The organism is Bacteroidota bacterium (assembly GCA_016706255.1).
Taxonomy (GTDB): domain Bacteria; phylum Bacteroidota; class Bacteroidia; order Chitinophagales; family BACL12; genus UBA7236.
This window is the reverse complement of record JADJJZ010000003.1, coordinates 1,294,664-1,311,501: the sequence shown is the minus strand read 5'-3', so window position 1 is coordinate 1,311,501 and position 16,838 is coordinate 1,294,664. Positions and strand designations below refer to the sequence as shown.

Annotated in this window: 13 protein-coding genes; 6 read left to right on the top strand and 7 right to left on the bottom strand. The window is 37.5% G+C overall.

What is annotated here, in order from left to right:
- Window positions 1-38 precede the first annotated feature (38 nt).
- The 3 genes from IPI65_07570 to IPI65_07560 are packed head-to-tail and all read left to right on the top strand — an operon-like array spanning window position 39 to window position 2,135.
- Window positions 39-773, top strand: a complete 735-nt coding sequence (locus tag IPI65_07570; GenBank protein MBK7441375.1) for a methyltransferase domain-containing protein — start codon at window positions 39-41, stop codon at window positions 771-773.
- Window positions 770-1,357, top strand: coding sequence for a phosphatase PAP2 family protein (locus IPI65_07565; GenBank protein MBK7441374.1), 588 nt, complete (start codon window positions 770-772; stop codon window positions 1,355-1,357). Before IPI65_07570 ends, IPI65_07565 begins: the two co-directional genes overlap by 4 nt.
- 25 nt (window positions 1,358-1,382) lie before the next feature.
- A complete protein-coding gene (locus IPI65_07560; protein MBK7441373.1) occupies window positions 1,383-2,135 on the top strand; it encodes a ZIP family metal transporter in 753 nt (250 codons plus the stop codon).
- Here the strand turns inward: IPI65_07560 and IPI65_07555 are convergent, their stop codons facing one another.
- From IPI65_07555 to IPI65_07545, 3 genes are read right to left on the bottom strand one after another with little or no spacing between them, the layout of a single operon-like run.
- Window positions 2,136-7,139 (bottom strand): hypothetical protein, encoded by a 5,004-nt coding sequence (locus tag IPI65_07555; GenBank protein MBK7441372.1) that lies wholly within the window; start codon window positions 7,137-7,139, stop codon window positions 2,136-2,138. It abuts the gene before it with no gap.
- Between the two features lie 26 nt (window positions 7,140-7,165).
- Window positions 7,166-8,275, bottom strand: a complete 1,110-nt coding sequence (locus tag IPI65_07550; protein MBK7441371.1) for a PorV/PorQ family protein — start codon at window positions 8,273-8,275, stop codon at window positions 7,166-7,168.
- A 7-nt stretch (window positions 8,276-8,282) separates the two neighbouring features.
- Window positions 8,283-8,957 carry a hypothetical protein gene (locus IPI65_07545; GenBank protein MBK7441370.1) on the bottom strand — a complete coding sequence of 225 codons (675 nt, stop codon included), beginning with the start codon at window positions 8,955-8,957 and terminating at the stop codon, window positions 8,283-8,285.
- A 100-nt stretch (window positions 8,958-9,057) separates the two neighbouring features.
- Here IPI65_07545 and IPI65_07540 point away from each other — a divergent pair, with 100 nt between their 5' ends.
- A complete protein-coding gene (locus IPI65_07540; GenBank protein MBK7441369.1) occupies window positions 9,058-10,338 on the top strand; it encodes a tyrosine--tRNA ligase in 1,281 nt (426 codons plus the stop codon).
- Here the strand turns inward: IPI65_07540 and IPI65_07535 are convergent.
- Window positions 10,325-10,918 carry a T9SS type A sorting domain-containing protein gene (locus IPI65_07535; protein MBK7441368.1) on the bottom strand — a complete coding sequence of 198 codons (594 nt, stop codon included), beginning with the start codon at window positions 10,916-10,918 and terminating at the stop codon, window positions 10,325-10,327. The genes IPI65_07540 and IPI65_07535 overlap by 14 nt on opposite strands.
- 140 nt (window positions 10,919-11,058) lie before the next feature.
- On the opposite strand from IPI65_07535, the gene IPI65_07530 reads away from it, so the two are divergent.
- Both IPI65_07530 and IPI65_07525 read left to right on the top strand, forming a co-directional pair.
- Window positions 11,059-12,384 (top strand): caspase family protein, encoded by a 1,326-nt coding sequence (locus tag IPI65_07530; GenBank protein MBK7441367.1) that lies wholly within the window; start codon window positions 11,059-11,061, stop codon window positions 12,382-12,384.
- 509 nt (window positions 12,385-12,893) lie between these two features.
- Window positions 12,894-13,364 carry an SRPBCC family protein gene (locus tag IPI65_07525; protein ID MBK7441366.1) on the top strand — a complete coding sequence of 157 codons (471 nt, stop codon included), beginning with the start codon at window positions 12,894-12,896 and terminating at the stop codon, window positions 13,362-13,364.
- Between the two features lie 368 nt (window positions 13,365-13,732).
- Here IPI65_07525 and IPI65_07520 read toward each other — a convergent pair whose 3' ends face one another.
- From IPI65_07520 to IPI65_07510, 3 genes are all read right to left on the bottom strand, one after another.
- Entirely contained in the window at window positions 13,733-15,025 is a 1,293-nt protein-coding gene (locus IPI65_07520; GenBank protein ID MBK7441365.1) for an anthranilate synthase component I family protein, read from the bottom strand.
- A gap of 9 nt (window positions 15,026-15,034) precedes the next feature.
- The gene (locus IPI65_07515; protein ID MBK7441364.1) at window positions 15,035-16,303 is read right to left on the bottom strand and encodes an adenylosuccinate synthase; all 1,269 of its coding nucleotides are present in this window, start codon (window positions 16,301-16,303) and stop codon (window positions 15,035-15,037) included.
- A 172-nt stretch (window positions 16,304-16,475) separates the two neighbouring features.
- On the bottom strand, window positions 16,476-16,829 hold the full coding sequence (locus IPI65_07510; GenBank protein MBK7441363.1) for an STAS domain-containing protein: 354 nt from the start codon (window positions 16,827-16,829) through the stop codon (window positions 16,476-16,478).
- Between the last annotated feature and the right edge of the window lie 9 nt (window positions 16,830-16,838).

The window sequence follows — 16,838 nt, the reverse complement described above, 5'->3', positions numbered from 1 at the left end:
AATGTTTAAATCTTATACATTTGCTGTATAATTTTAAAATGGCCATCACAAAAAACTGGTTTGAAACATGGTTTAGTCAGTGCTACTACGATATTCTGTATCAGCACCGTGATGAAGACGAAGCTGCAGCCTTTCTGGATGCATTGATTGGCTATTTAAATCCAAAACCTGATGCTCAAATTCTGGATGCCGCCTGTGGTAAAGGTCGCCATGCCATTTATTTAGCCGAAAAAGGTTTTGATGTTACGGGAATCGACCTCTCTGAAAGTAATATCCGCGAAGCAAAAATTGCCGAAAATGAACATTTGAGTTTTTTCACCCTGAATATGATTAATCCGTTCAGGATAAATTATTTTGATTTTATTTTCAATTTTTACACCAGCTTTGGTTATTTCGAAAATACAAAAGATGATGCACAATGTATAAAATCTTTTGCAAAAGGATTAAAACCCGGCGGAAAACTGGTAATTGATTTTTTGAATGTTTTCACCACACTCCAAAATTTGGTGGAAGATGAACATAAAATTATTGGCGATTTAAAATTTGATATCACAAAAAGTTATATCAACGGCATGATCAGTAAAAAAATTGTAGTGCAGGATAAAAACAAACAATATATTTTTAATGAACATGTACGCGCATTACAATTCAGCAATTTTGAACAATATTGTTCAGCGGCGGGATTAAAAATTATTGATACATTTGGGAATTATCGTTTACAGCCTTTTGATAAATTACATTCTGAACGACTGATAATAATCGCACAAAAATGAACTTCCCCGAACCAATTCAACAATTTGATCAGTGGTTGTTTTTGATAATTAACAACAAATGGGGTAACAGTTTTTTTGATGTTATACTTCCTCCTGTTCGCGATAAATTTTTCTGGATACCATTATATGCAATAATTGCAATTTTGTTATGTGTAAAATATCGTTGGAAAGGCGTGATACTGATTTTGTTGTTGGGATTAAATTTTGTCGCCAGCGACCAAATCAGCAGCTCCGTTATAAAACCGGCAGTAGGAAGGATGCGACCTTGTAACGATGAAAATTTTCAGGATAAGGTTACTTTACGCATCGAATTATGTGGCGGAGGAAAAAGTTTTACCTCCAGTCACGCCACCAATACATTTGCTTTTGCTACCCTCCTCCTGCTCTTTTTCCGTAAACGATACCGCTGGGTAGCCCCACTGGCGCTGTTTTGGGCCACTTTGGTGTCATTCGCACAAATTTATGTCGGGGTCCATTATCCGCTCGACATACTTGGCGGTGCCCTGTTAGGTAGTATTATTAGCTTAATTATATATAAAATTGCAGTCCGTTTCATTTTCCCCCGCTGGAAAGTGGAACTTTAATAACTTAACATTGGTAGTATAACGCATGACCCTCATTCAGTTGATATTCATTGTATTAGCATCACTTGCCGGAATCGCCGCAGCCTGGTTTTTACGCAATAAAACGCATAGTGAATTACTGAGTATCCTGCTTTCTTTCAGCGGGGCTTATTTATTGGGAAATGTGGTTTTACATCTTTTACCCGAAATTTTTGCTGAAAGTGCAACGGTTACCGGAGTTGAACATCACCACGATTATACCGCAGCAATTTATATTCTGATTGGATTTTTTATCCAGCTCATTATTGTTCAGTTTACCCGCGGTATCGAACACGGACATTTACATTTACATGAACATCAAAGTAAAGGTTATGTGGCAGGCGTGTTTTTTGGATTAAGTTTTCATGCATTTATGGAAGGTGTTCCGCTGGCGGCAAGTAATATGGAAGCTGCGCAATTTCAGCCTTTATTTACAGCTATTCTGGTTCACAAAATTCCTGAAGCTTTTGCATTGGCAACAGTGTTGTTTTTTTCTGTACGAAATAAAAATAATGCCTATATCTTATTAGCCTTATTTGCTATTATGACACCACTCGGTAGTTTTGCAGGTGAACAACTTTCCTCCGGAAATATTCTTGATTTTAAATGGCTGATTGCAATTGTATGTGGTTCACTAATTCATATCAGCACCACAATAATTTTTGAAGCAAGCGGTAAAGCACATAAAATTGGTGTTTATAAATTTCTTGCCATTCTTGCCGGCGCCGGTATTGCATTAATAACCGTAATGCTCGAATAATTATCGCGCTAAATACATTTTTCCATACCCTGAATTAAAATACTGGTCGGTATTGGTATCGTATTTTTCGAGCGATTCGCCATTCAATCTGGTTACTACACGATACAGGTATAATCCATTTGCGAGCTGGTCGCCAAACTGATCGGTGCCATCCCATGTAAATTCAGTGATATTATTACCGATATGTATTTCTCCCAATTCACTGCGCATAATTTCACGAACTACTTTTCCGGTAACCGTCATAATTTGAATTTTAAAGTAATCAGGTACTTCACTTCCCGTTAACGTAAATACAAATTTTGTTTGCGAAGTAAATGGATTCGGATAATTCATCACATTGCTGATCATCGCTTTATTAATTACCTCAAATGATATGCTGTAATCAACATCACCTGCTTCATTACCTGTTTCATCTTCACCATGCAAATGCAATTCATAAGTGCCATCCATGGTAAACACCGGCGACATTTCTACACGCGCTGCGTTATTTTCTGCGAGATTAGCAGTGTCGGCAGGATAAAATTTAGTGGTTACGCCATCATAATAAAAATCGTGGAAACTGTAATCCGGGTATTGAATTACGATTTTCACCAACGCCGTATCCGACAATGCCAGGTATGGATTTTCATCTTTTAAATTTATTACAATTGACGGTTTTGCACTTACAATATCTCCATCCAAAATATGCACACCATCGAATGTAACATCCAATAATGGATTTTTATGATCGAGTTCATTTACCAATGGTAAAAATCCGATATTGTTAAAATGATATTGTTCTTCCTGATCATATTTGGGATTTACTTCTATCATCACTGTATTTCTTCCAGCAGGAATATCGGCGGTAGCAAATTGTAAGTAAGCAATCATTGTTTCATCACTCAGTAAGCTATCCTGGCGTGCATAAGGAATTGTATGTATAAGATTATTTTGATCAATAACAGTGAATGCTATCTTCAAACTATCCATATCATAATCACTCACATTGCTGATGGCAATTTCTAATGTTGCCGTTGCTCCTTGCAATAAAGTATCTTCCCCATAAACAAAATGCATGTTCGGATTTAATGCAGCTTCCGGAACAGGATCATAAATTACACGCCAGTAATTAAATTGTGCCGGTGTGCGCAAGGTGTCATCCTGAGTTTCAAGTTTCAATCGCACATAAGCATATAAATCTGCATCTACAAAAGACAATGAAGTATCACCGCTTTGTAAACCCGAGCGCAATAATGTTTCAGTTAAATTATTTTTTACACCATACACAGATATTTTATTGGTATCTGCAGATGCTAAATCATTAGCATAAAAACTCCATTGCACTTTATCAAAAGTATATGCCGGTCCGATTAATGGTGATTCTACTGTTCCCTTATTCCAGTTTCCATGTAAAATAAATGATGCTTCAATTTTATGTCCTTCAGGATCGCCAATTAATTCAAATTTAGTTTCCGGTGCACCTTTCTTCGCATAAAAAATATAAGAGCGATCATAATCAAATACCGATAAAGCATTAATATCTGTTGCACCATATGCATTAAACGCATCAAACAACGTATGCCCATAAATGGCTTCATCGTCGAGCCAGGTATTAAATTCAGGGTAATTATTACTGTAGGCAATAAAATGTGTGCTGTCGGGAAGCGTGTTCATCATAAACTGATATAATGCTTCACGTGAGGCAGGTGTATTCGTATAAAACTGAATTACTTGTTCATAAGGATCGGCACTGCAATATACATCGCCGTAAGGGCCCGTATTGGATACACCAACTTCACTAGTCCGCCATAATTCAGCCGAGTTGGCATCTGCAACCAATACAACAAATCCTGCCGAAGCACATGAACCCAATGCAAGTAATTCACCATCACCATAACTGGTAACTTCGGTCCAATGTGTAGTAGGATAAATACCTGTTGCTACTTCATATGTTTTAACATCGGGAACAAATTCAAAATTGCGTGTAGGTTCTAAATTAATATTACTGTAATCGTTTTCAAGATATTGGTAATAATGCGACTGGTTCCATCCTGTAATATCACCCGGTAAATATAAAAACGAACTTGAACGCCACATCGATTCTGTTCCGGCGCTGGTATCAGGTGTAATGCGCCAGTAATAAACCATATTCGGAATATATGACAACGGCGGGTTTTCCCATTTCACCACACCACCGGATTCGGTAACCATTGTTGTTCTCAAAAATGGAGAGTTAAACAACATAGTGGTATCGGCTTCAATAATATATTGTTTATTTTCCGCAAATACGTTTGTAGTAGAGGCTGCAAAATATTCCGGTGTATGATTCATGATACTAAACTCCACAGGATAAATCGGGATAGCATCATCAGAAATAATAAATACACTGGTATTTAAAATATTATTTAATTCGTCAGGTTCTGCAATTTCATTTTCTTTATCGATGTGAATAGAAAAATTATTTAACCCTGCGCCTTCTAATCCGTCGGTAGGAAATGGAATTACTAATGTATCTCTAAAATAAGTTGAGTGGAAACGTTCAAAAAAGGTAGAAGTTTCGCCATCAGGTTTAGTTCTTACAACTTCAACAAAATAGGATGAATCAATTGCTTTACCAATATTGGTAACAATTAACTGCATATACATTGTATCTGTTCCTGCAGAAACGACATTCGGTTCAAAAGAAACATACGGTGCCTCAATTACATAATCCGGTTGCTGATGGGTATTTAATCGCAATGCAGGATCACCCTGTAATGTATTATGTTCGATGGTCATTCGGTCGAATACATTCAATGTCGGCCATAAAGTATCGGCTACAGCCTGCAGAGCAACTCCAATTGGTAAATCATATGAATAATTAGCTAATTCGCGATAAAATAATGTAGCATAAGTATGCAGATTTGCAGCAATCGAATAATTAGACGCAGCAATAAATGCAATCGCTCCTTTATCTTCAGCAAAAATATAACGTTCACCTAAGGTATATGATTCACCATGAATGGCAGCTGTATTACAACCGTTGCCAAAAACCGCGAAATATTTTCCTTCATTTTCAAATTCTTCAGGTTCGCCGATATTAAAGTCAAAACTTCCTGTTGAACTATGCCCAAAAAATGTTACCAATGAAACGCCGTTGTTGATTAATGAATCAATATATTCTGACTCGCTATAAAAAATCGGGTCGGCATTTAATTTATTAAATGGTATTACATTCCCACCATATAATGTATCCTCAATGATCGCTTTATATTGCATCAGAAATGAATTAAACAACGATTGTTCAAATTCATTTAAACCACCTGCAAAATGTAATACATTTTTCATCCACGCTTTATTAGCAATGGTTTGTGTATTATCTGCCTGAGCAGCTTCGAAATCAACCATCTTGTCGTAATAAATGCGCACATCGTTTCCCGACTGCGCTGAAATACGACCTATTGGAATTAAAGGTGCTACATCACCTCTTCGTGCAACCATCATATTATCAGACCCGGTATGCCCAAAGGTTGGAATTAAATCTGCAGCATATTCAGGAGTTGCATTTGCACGAGTTACATCATACGAATAAGACTTCCCGATAATAAAAATAAATTCCGGAGCAATATCAAAACTATCCAGACTATAAAGGAAAAAATTGCGTAATGCCAGCGGGTGTTTTTGTAATCCGTATGAAAACATATCATACAATACATCAATATCGGCAACAATTACATCATGACTGCCACCGGCAACTGATGAGCGATAATTTTTATATTCATCAACCCAGTTTGTACCGGTACCATCGTCGTATAATACTTTATTAGAAACAATAATATAATTCCCCTGATTGGCAACCGCACCATAATTCACAAAATGTACCGGTTCCATTGACGGAATATTAGGAATATCTGTGATGTCCTGACTGGTAAAATAAATTTCACTTGAAGAAGCATTATAGTCCAGATGAAATTTTGAAATATCGGATTCTACAATTGCTTCAATGCGTTTATTCAATGATAAATCATACAACAATGTTGATGTAGCCTTTTCATTAAAATCGGTTATTTCAATATACGTAGAAGTTCCTACAATTTGTGGCAATTCCGTTTTTACTTTGGAAGCATTATCAAAATCAAATAACCTCGGGTATTTTAATTCGAGAAATGAATATCGCTGATAATCGGTTGTAACCGGGCCACTGGAAAATGTTACGGTATTATTACTCAAAATATTATCTAACAAAAAATTATAGCGCAATACTTTGTAGTCATAAAATGTGGTATCCTTTATTACAGAACCATTAAATTTTATCAGGGCGTGATGTTCAGATGCACCGGTTCCAACCATAGCCAACTTCAAAGTCGGAATAAATGAAGAGCCGGTATAAATATTGGGTGAGGCCAGACTGATATCGTAATTACTTAAATTATATCTTGGAGTGGTAAACCCTTCACCATCGGTATAATCGGAAGCATAAATATCATAATTATCAGTACCCGGATTAAAATTACCCGAACCGTATACTGAACCAAAAACGATTAAGCTGGTATACTCATTATATTCAACGGGAGCAGGCGCGCCGGCCAGGTTATTGGTAATTACATCTAAGCGGTGATTCGTAATTAAATCGTTCCATGTTAAAAAATACATGGCCGTATCAGTAATTAAACTCTCGTATTGTTGCAATTGCCATTTGCCATTATCAAATAATAATGAATCAAAAGTGCCGTCATTTTTTTTACCGTAAAATTCAATGTAATCTGATGCATTAAATACACCGTCGTTTTCCCCTGCTATATAGATATTAGCTTCTTCTCCCTTATTAAACAACTGAAAGTTACGTGGGTCGATTGAAGCAATTGGAACACCTAATTCTGTGAGCGCTGCATTTAATGTAGTATAGTTAATTCGATAAATGCCGTCCTTAGCAATCGGGAATTTTAAATATTGCTGGTCGTAATTAATCCATTCGTTGCCATAGGTTTGACAAAACAAATTAAAACCGGATAATATGAAAATAATTACGAGTAAATGTCTTTTCATATATAACTTTTGTGTGTGCGTTATTATTAAAATTTGGGTGTTCCTGTGGATAGCGGAACACTTTTATTGATATTAAATAACAAACTGAAAACATGGGAATACAACACTTCACTCTGTTTACCAATATTGGTATAGGCATAATCCAATTGCACAGGTCCGATTTCAATTCCTAATCCAATATTTGGTTGCAGCGTCCAAGCTTCTTCATATAAATCATCCGGAATATACCGCTGCACATTACCTATTCCGCCACGTAAAAAAATAAAATTTTTATAATCAGCTTCAATACCAAGATGTGGGTCAACACTGATTGGTTCAGCACTGATTAAAACATTTCTTCTGCCGTCGGTGGTAATATCTGCATCAATTTCAGCTAACAAGCCAAAATTTTCATTTATAGTAAAATCATAAGCAGCACCTAAAATAATTTTGGGTGTGGTAATTTCAATACTATTTTCAGGCAGCACATTTCCGGTTGCGAGTAATACATCCTTTTCTTCTTCAGTAAATGAAAAGCTCCAAGCATTAAATGTGGAAGTAATGTCTTTAAATGTTGCTCCGAATTTCCAATTTTTATAATCCATTTGTGCACCGGCATCTAAACCAAAACCCCAAGCTGTTGCAAAATCACCTGCTTCACGATGTACAACTTTGATATTGCCGCCAACACGTAAATTATTCCATTTTAATTTAGTGGCATAACTACCTAAAAAAGCATAATCTGCAACAGAAAACGCAGTGATATTATCGTAATTAATACTACCATCAGGCTCAACTAAAAACAGGGTGTTCGGAATATCATCAACACCAAATCGGATCAGCGATAATCCGATGGTTGCACTTTTATCTTTTAGTGGCATAGCAAATGAGCCGTAATCATACTTCGCAATTCCTGCAAAGTATTCGGCATGCATAACCCCTATTTGCATATCGGAGGAAATTTGTGTTAAACCGGCGGGATTCCAATATCCTGATGTAACATCATTAACTGAGGCAACCACACTGCTGCTCATACCCAATGCACGGGCTGAAATACCAATGGATAAAAATTCATTGCTATATTTTGGCGTATTGTCCTGTCCAAAGGCAGACAAGGCGAACAAGCCGCTTAAAATCAAAATACTAAACTTTCTCATGTATGGTTCACGAATCAGTCCGAAATTTAGGAAATTTTTGGCTGTGAATGGTCTTTTCGATGTCATGGATTACATTTTTAAACCGATTTTGTTCATTTTCGGTCATAGGTGGATTACCTAAACGAATATTTATCCCGTTTATGATGCCGGTAAACCGCTCATCATAAGCATAATCAAACAAAAACCGACGCTCGCGAAACACCCGGAAATGCGTGCCGATACTATTAGGGTCAGAAGCGGCGGTGTTTATTTCCACCAGGCGGCTTACATACTGTGTTTCAACCCGATTAATCATATCGTATAAGTTCTCACAAATGTCAGGATATTGGCTCAGCAGCACCCTGTCCAACACGATTTCAAGCATAACATGACTGATTGCATACAATCGTTTATTAAAACAGTCAAATTCACCTTGTTTAATTCTTTCCGTAATCAAGGCCGTATTTTCCTCAAAAAACGCCGACTCATGAAAGTGGCCGTCCACAAAATAATGCTGTTTTACACCATTTGTAAGCGCCATCAATTCAGGAATGTCTGTGTACACAAGCTTTTGCGGGTGCAGTTTAACCACCTCACCTGTCCGGTATGTGTAATTCGATAAAATATCGGGCAAAATGACGCCCGCAGCAAAATAGGGGTCGCTGATCGGAAAATCGTGGTAGAAATGTGATAAAAAGTTCAAAAGCCTGAATTTTTGCGTACAATATACAAATATTTATAACGTGTTTTTGCGCTTCACGGTTTGGATTTCCGTATAATTTTAATGTCATTATTTTTGCACCATGAAAAATTTTGTTGAAGAGTTACGCTGGCGCGGGATGTTGTTTGATATGATGCCCGGAACTGAGGACTTCCTGAATAAAGGTATGGCTAAGGGTTATATTGGGTTTGACCCGACAGCAGATTCGCTTGGCGTGGGCAATATGGTGCAGATTATGACCTTATTACATTTTCAAAATTGTGGTCATCAGCCGATTGCTTTATTGGGCGGCGCTACCGGTATGGTTGGCGACCCTTCAGGAAAAAGTGCTGAACGCAATTTATTGGATGAAGCGGCTTTACAACATAATATCTCATCTCAACAAAAACAGTTAGCTAAATTTTTAAACTTCGATAAAGGTGAAAATGCTGCACTACTCGTAAATAATTACGACTGGATGAAAAACTTTTCATTCCTTGAATTTTTGCGCGAGGTGGGAAAACATCTTACCATCAGTTATATGATGGCTAAAGATTCAGTGCAGACAAGATTGGAAAAAGGTATCTCATTTACTGAATTTGCATATCAGTTATTACAGGGTTATGATTTTTATTATTTATGGAAAAATAATCAAGTAATGCTGCAAATGGGTGGTAGCGATCAATGGGGAAATATTACAACCGGTAACGAATTAATTCGAAGAAAAGGTGGTGGTGAAGCTTATGCAATTTGTACACCATTAATTAAAAAGGCAGATGGCACAAAATTCGGAAAAACTGAGGGTGGAAATATCTGGTTAGATGCTAAACGTACTTCTCCTTATCGCTTCTATCAATTCTGGTTAAATTCAAGTGATGCGGATGCTGAAACTTATATCAAAATTTTTACCCTTTTTGAAAGAGCTGTTATTGAAGATATCATTACCCGTCATCGCGCAGAACCGCATCTCCGTCTGCTTCAGAAGGAATTAGCAAAAGACATTACCATTCGTGTTCACAGCGAAGAAGATTATCATAATGCCGTAGCCGCAAGCGATATTTTATTTGGTAAAGCAACCAAAGCAGATTTCGAAAAATTGAGCGACGAATTATTGCTTGATGTATTGGATGGTGTTCCACAATTTCAGATTGAAAAATCGGTAATTGAAAACGGGATTTTGTTCGGCGATTTACTTGCAGATAAAACAACCATTCTTGCATCAAAAGGCGAATATAAACGTGCCATGCAGGAAAATTCGTTGAGCATGAATAAAGAAAAAGTAAGTGATGCCGAAAAAATGATAAACGGTGAATATCTGATTAACGGAAAATTTATTTTAATTCAACGCGGCAAAAAGAATTATTTCCTCATTATTGCACAATAAATTGTTGTGCTAAAATATCACCATCCTGCGTAACTATTTTTAATAAATAACCATTCGGCGGCAATGCTGTGGTATTAATAGAAAATAAATTACTTACCTCCCGCGATTTTTGCATGAGTTTACCATCAACGGTATAAAGTTCAACAAAAAAAGCAGGCGTAAATTTATTATCAATGGTAACCTGTATTTCCGTTTGTGAAGGGTTGGGATATACAAACAGCTGCACATCACCTGCATTAATAAATAATATACTTACCGTTTCACTCTCATAAACGCCGTTGGATGCCGTAACCATGTATTCATAAGTGGTGCCTGAAACAAGGTCTTCAGTATCAATAAAATCGTAATACTGGTCATCAGCACCACCACAAACCCCCGGCACGGAAAACACCTCACCAAAGTCAGAACCCTGGGATGACCGCATCAAATGCATGTCGAAGCAGGTTGAACCGCCACTCAGGGTCCAATTCACCAAGATACTATCTCCAAATTGTGATACCACCAGATTTTTAAAGGGCGATTGAGCGGAAACCTGACTTCCAATCAAAACCATAAAGCATAAAGAAAGCAGCATTTTCATATGTCGAAGTAAAACGCAGAATCAGGCAAATTATTTTATAAATGCCTGTACAACAGCAGAAATATACCCCGGCAGATAATAGTATTGATTTGCAAAATGTCGCACCACCGCTTATTTTTACATAACAAAATCTCAGGCATATGCGCAAAACCCTCCTTTTATTTGTAGTTACAATTGCAATATTTAGCAGTTGTTCTAAGGATAATTTTTTAGATGAAACCGGCAATGCCAATACAAGTTTTATGGCGGATATGGGGGCTCCATTTCTTGATCCGGCAAATACAAGGGTTTTGATTGTGGGTGTGCTCACTTATGAAGATGAAGCATCGTTAGGCAATTTTGATACTTACCACCGCAAGGACCAGGAGCTCATGCAAACGTTTATCGATTACGGTGTGCCTGAAGAAAATATTATCGGATTATTTGATGAAAACGCAACAAGAGCGCATATTTATAAATCGTTACACGATATTGCTTTAGCATCCGACAGTGAAACAAATTTTGTGTTTTATTTTGCGGGTCACGGATTTAATGGTTGGGATGCTGATAAAAGTTCAATTTATTTTGCGAACCATGATATTAAATATTTACATCCTGATAAAACCGGATTTAATATCAATTTTCTTGAAAATGAATTCCGCGCAGAATTTCCGGGAAATAGTGTTGTATTATTAGGTGATTGCTGCAAAAGTGGTGGTTTAATTGGTATCGCAGAATCATTTGGCAGCGAAGGAAAAAAAGCCGTTGGTTTAACTTCATGTTATTATACTGAATGGAGCACAGGCAACTGGACATTCACACAAAAAATTATTGATGCATTAAAAGGTGATGGTTTAATTGATATTGATAATTCCGGAACAGTTACTTTAGGTGAAATGGCAGATGGTGTAGCACGTGGGCTAAAATATATCGACCGTCAGAAATCATTTGTAGGTTATTATAATTGTGGTCCGGATGCAGTGGTTGCAGATGTTACTACAACATATCCTGAATTTACAGATCCAAATTATCAACTCGGTCAATATGTGTTTGCTGATTTTAAAAAAACAATTATTACAGTTGAAATTACCGGCAAAACAGGCTCAACTTACCAGGCCAGATATTATAATTATGCGGATTATGCAACGTTTAATTTTACTGCTGCAGATTTTAAAACACCTTACTTCGTGCAATATACAGTTGGCGAAAATGTTGAGCTCGATAACTTTACCGATAAGCCCGGAATATTAATTGGTGCCGAGGGCGATTTTTATGAAATTGAAAATCCGGGGGGCGGACAAATATTATGGCGCCTGTATGAAAAAATAATTGCTGATGATGAAATTCCCGCAATGATTTTAGATGCAACCGGAACTTGGGTGCCCGGACAAATACTCGACCAAACACCTACAAGCTATTACGTTACCTACACCGACAAAAATTTCCAATGGGACGAGTGGGTGGATGCTGACCATGTGACGTTCTGATTTTTTTATTCGCATTTGTGGCATTAAACACGAAGGCGCTAAGGCCTCTAAGAATAATTATGGTAATATAAAATTTTCGTGCTACTTCACAGCTTTCGTTTCTTCGTGGTTCCGTTTTTTTTACCGCAAAGTCGCTAAGGCCGCCAAGGTACGCTAAGAATTTTGTAGTATAATTAAATCAATACAAACATTTAAAAATCTTCGCGCACTTTGTACTTTGCGTTCTTCGCACGAAACCCGCACCATCCAAAAAATCAGCGCCCGCTTGCGGCATCCATCAAACCCAACCTATAAAAAATCAGCTTACATCCAAACAAATCCGCGACCCGCTTGCCGGGTTCTGCGTTCCTTTCCTACACACCATCCACACCCTACCCTTGCGCCCTTTGCCCTTCGCGCGTTTTCGAGAAAAACACACCTGCGAGAAAAAAATACACCAGCAAGAAAAATACACCTGAGAGAAAATCTAAAACCTAATTCACTGCAAATACTTACTACTTTTGCAACTCATGCCAACCATACTCCTTGAAACAACAATTCACGCACCAATAGCAATCTGCTTTGATTTATCCAGATCATTGGATTTACATATGTTATCTACAAGCAAAACCCATGAAAAAGCAGTCGGCGGGCGTTTGAGTGGATTAATTTCTTTAAATGAAACGGTTACCTGGCGTGCAAAACATTTTGGTATTTATCAGCATTTAAGTGTCCGCATAACTCAAATGGACAAACCATTTTCCTTTACAGATGAAATGATAAAAGGTGCATTCAAAATAATGAAACATCAGCACACATTTGAAACATTTCAAAATGACACAATTATGCGCGATCATTTTTATTTTGAATCTCCCTTGGGTATTTTAGGTCACCTTTTTAATTATGTAATACTAACAAATTACATGCGAACCTTTTTAATAGAAAGAAACCGTATAATTAAATTAGTAGCAGAAAATGGTGACTACAAAAAATATATTTAGGTCTTTTTATTTGCATTTGTGGCATTAAACACTAAGACGCTAAGGCCTCAAAGGGACGCCAAGAATTTTGAAGAATAATTAATACAAACAATTTTATCTAAAAAACTTTCCTCTGCAAGAAAAACACACCTGCAAGAAAAACACACCTGCAAAAAAAACACACCATCCAAAAAATCAGCGACCGCTTGCGGCATCCATCAAACCCAACCAATAAAAAATCAGTTTACATCCAAACAAATCAGCGACCCGCCCCGTCGGGTTCTGCGTAACCTACCTCCACACCATCCACACCCTACCCTTGCGCCCTTTGCCCTTTGCGCGCTTAGCGAGAAAAAAAACATCCGCGAGAAAAACACATCCGCAAGAAATTAAATCCGCGAGAAAATCACGCTCCGCAGTGCACGCAGTTTTAAATAACATTCTTCCAATTCATCCTCCGCAACCGAATCATAAACAATTGCACCACCCGTTTGTATACTGATATATTTTGTTGTTGCGTGATACTGTATACTCCGTATAATCACATTAAAATCGAAATCCCCACCCGGCGTGAAATAACCAAAGGCCCCGCTAAACAATCCGCGCTTTGTAGCTTCATACTGCTCAATTAATTGCATCGCCATTACCTTCGGCGCCCCCGTCATACTACCCATCGGAAACGCAGAACGAATAACATCTACCCCATCAACACCATCCTTCAAATCCGCACTAATTGTGCTCACCATTTGATGCACCTGTTGAAACGAATAAATCCCAAATAATTCATCCACTTTTATCGTGCCAGTTTTTGCATATTTTGCTAAATCGTTGCGGACAAGGTCGACAATCATGACATTTTCTGCGCGATCTTTTATGCTGTGAAATAAATTATTTTTATACTGCTCATCTAGCGCTGCATCAGCACTACGTTGGTGGGTTCCTTTAATGGGCTGACTCATCACCTTGCTCCCTTGTTTTTTCAAAAAGCGTTCGGGACTGGCAGAAATTAGGTAGCGATTTTCCCATTTAAATAATACAGAAAAAGGTGCTTTACTTTTTTCGCAAAGGTTATTGTAAACAGAAACAGCATCTAACGTTCCGGAGCTGTAAAACTCCTGACAAAAATTGAGTTCATATATATCACCTTCTGCAATATGGTGTTTAATATCGCGCACTTTTTGTAAATACCGTTCTGCCGGAATGCGCTGCTGCAATGGCGTTACAACAGATGGTTTTTCAATATATGCAGTTGATTGTATTGCAGTAAATATACTTTCGTGTTGTAAATTATTATCTTCAAATAAATAAATTGTGCAATTATTCTCTTTTACTTCAAGATATATTTCCGGAATAAAAAATACCATATCCGGCCAATCCATGCCATCGAAATTTTTTGAAAATAATACTTCGGTTTCGTTTTTTAAATCATAACCAAAATAACCGAAACAAAAATCAGGATAAGTTGCTCTAAACTGTTTTAATTGTTCAAATGCATTTCCGGATTGTGCAACTAAAATATGTCTTGCACCCGCAGCCAAAGCATAGTCAAAAGTGGTTGAGCCATACACAGTGTTGCCACAACTATCAGGCAAAGCAAATACATCAAATGTATCAGCATACACCGATAATTTTTTGCGGAATTCATCAGTATCAGCAATAGCAAATGTTTTACTGATGCGCATAAAAAAATATTACATGATAATTAACTTATCCCGTTCAGGACCTGCAGATAACATGGAAATTTTTGTTTTTAATTCCCATTCTAAAAATTGCAGATAGTTTTTTAACTCGATCGGTAAATCTTCTTTGGTTTTGCAATTGTCTAAATCACATTCCCAGCCTTTAAAAGATTCATACACCGGCTCAATAACTGCATCTACAATATCATAAGGCATGCGGTCGGTAATTACACCATTTATTTTATATCCCACACATGCTTTTATTTCAGCAAAAGTATTTAAAACATCAATTTTAGTAATGGCAATTTGTGTAACACCATTAATCATAATGGTATATTTTAATGCAGGTAAATCAATCCATCCACAACGACGCGGGCGACCGGTTGTTGCACCGAATTCATTTCCTATTTTGCGTAATTCTTCACCTGTTTCATCAAATAATTCTGTCGGAAACGGACCAGAACCAACACGTGTGCAATAAGCTTTTGAAATACCAATTACTTCTTTTACACGTTGGGGTGCAACACCTAATCCTGTGCAAACACCTGCAGTAATGGTATTACTCGAAGTTACAAACGGATAAGTGCCATGATCAACATCCAACATCGAACCCTGAGCACCTTCAGCTAATATACGTTTGCCTTCGGTTATTTTATCGTTGATTAAATATTCAGCATCAACAAATGCAATTGTTTTCAAAAATTCAATTGCTTCCATCCATTCAGCTTCATTTGGAACTGATGCAGGAAGGTCACCATAATTTTTTAATAACTGAAAATGTTTTTCTTTCAGCTTATTATATTTTTCTACAAAATCAGGTGATTCAATATCGCCGACACGCAATCCGTTGCGACCGGTTTTATCCATGTAAGCAGGACCAATACCTTTTAAGGTAGAACCAATTTTATCGGCACCTTTGGATGCTTCACTGGCAGCATCCAACATTTTATGCGTAGGTAATATTAAATGTGCCTTGCGGGAAATTACTAAACGATTGTGGACATTAACACCAGCGCCTTCCAGCTTATTAATTTCCATACGGAAAGTAATTGGGTCGATCACAACACCGTTGCCAACTAAGTTCAGACAGTTATCCAAAAATATTCCGGAAGGAATGGTATGCAGCACAAACTTGACACCATTGTTCAAAATCAGGGTATGTCCGGCATTCGGGCCGCCCTGAAATCTTGCTACTACATCATATTGTTCAGCTAAATAATCAACTACTTTTCCTTTGCCCTCGTCGCCCCATTGAAGGCCTAATAAAACGTCTACGTTCATAACATGGATTAAAATGCGAAATTATACCACGTCAGCACCTTCAGCAAGGTAAAACAGCCTTTTTTTTCAAGATATTGTTAACAGTTTCAACCGCACACCAAAAGTAAGGTTGCTCAAAAATCCCTGACCTTACTTTTTAGAAAATTCGGTTTTAATCGTAACTGATTGATTATCAAACCTTTTCAGGTTCAAAGTTGCCTAAAGCGTCGGTTACGGTATCAGAGATTGTGAAGAAAGAGGTCAGTTTGGTGGTAACCATCAGCGTTTTCAAATGATCGCGCATGGCACACAGTACCACTTCCCCATCTACACGGCGTACTTTGGTCAGAATTTTCAGCAGAAAGTTTAATCCGCTGCTATTGATAAACTCCAACTCGCTGAGGTCGAAAATGATATTGTTAAAACCATCCTCAATATGCTCCTCCAGCTGTTCTGCCAACTGAATGGTCTGGTACTCACCAACCATCCGGCCGTCAAGTTTCACCACCAGGGTGGTCTCATTTTTCTTTTCTATTGTAAATTCCATTGTGTTATA

Coding starts and splice junctions, on each gene's coding strand:
- IPI65_07570 (MBK7441375.1), top strand. CDS start 39: ATGGCCATCACAAAAAACTGGTTTGAAACATGGTTTAGTCAGTGCTAC.
- IPI65_07565 (MBK7441374.1), top strand. CDS start 770: ATGAACTTCCCCGAACCAATTCAACAATTTGATCAGTGGTTGTTTTTG.
- IPI65_07560 (MBK7441373.1), top strand. CDS start 1,383: ATGACCCTCATTCAGTTGATATTCATTGTATTAGCATCACTTGCCGGA.
- IPI65_07555 (MBK7441372.1), bottom strand. CDS start 7,139: ATGAAAAGACATTTACTCGTAATTATTTTCATATTATCCGGTTTTAAT.
- IPI65_07550 (MBK7441371.1), bottom strand. CDS start 8,275: ATGAGAAAGTTTAGTATTTTGATTTTAAGCGGCTTGTTCGCCTTGTCT.
- IPI65_07540 (MBK7441369.1), top strand. CDS start 9,058: ATGAAAAATTTTGTTGAAGAGTTACGCTGGCGCGGGATGTTGTTTGAT.
- IPI65_07535 (MBK7441368.1), bottom strand. CDS start 10,918: ATGAAAATGCTGCTTTCTTTATGCTTTATGGTTTTGATTGGAAGTCAG.
- IPI65_07530 (MBK7441367.1), top strand. CDS start 11,059: ATGCGCAAAACCCTCCTTTTATTTGTAGTTACAATTGCAATATTTAGC.
- IPI65_07525 (MBK7441366.1), top strand. CDS start 12,894: ATGCCAACCATACTCCTTGAAACAACAATTCACGCACCAATAGCAATC.
- IPI65_07520 (MBK7441365.1), bottom strand. CDS start 15,025: ATGCGCATCAGTAAAACATTTGCTATTGCTGATACTGATGAATTCCGC.
- IPI65_07515 (MBK7441364.1), bottom strand. CDS start 16,303: ATGAACGTAGACGTTTTATTAGGCCTTCAATGGGGCGACGAGGGCAAA.
- IPI65_07510 (MBK7441363.1), bottom strand. CDS start 16,829: ATGGAATTTACAATAGAAAAGAAAAATGAGACCACCCTGGTGGTGAAA.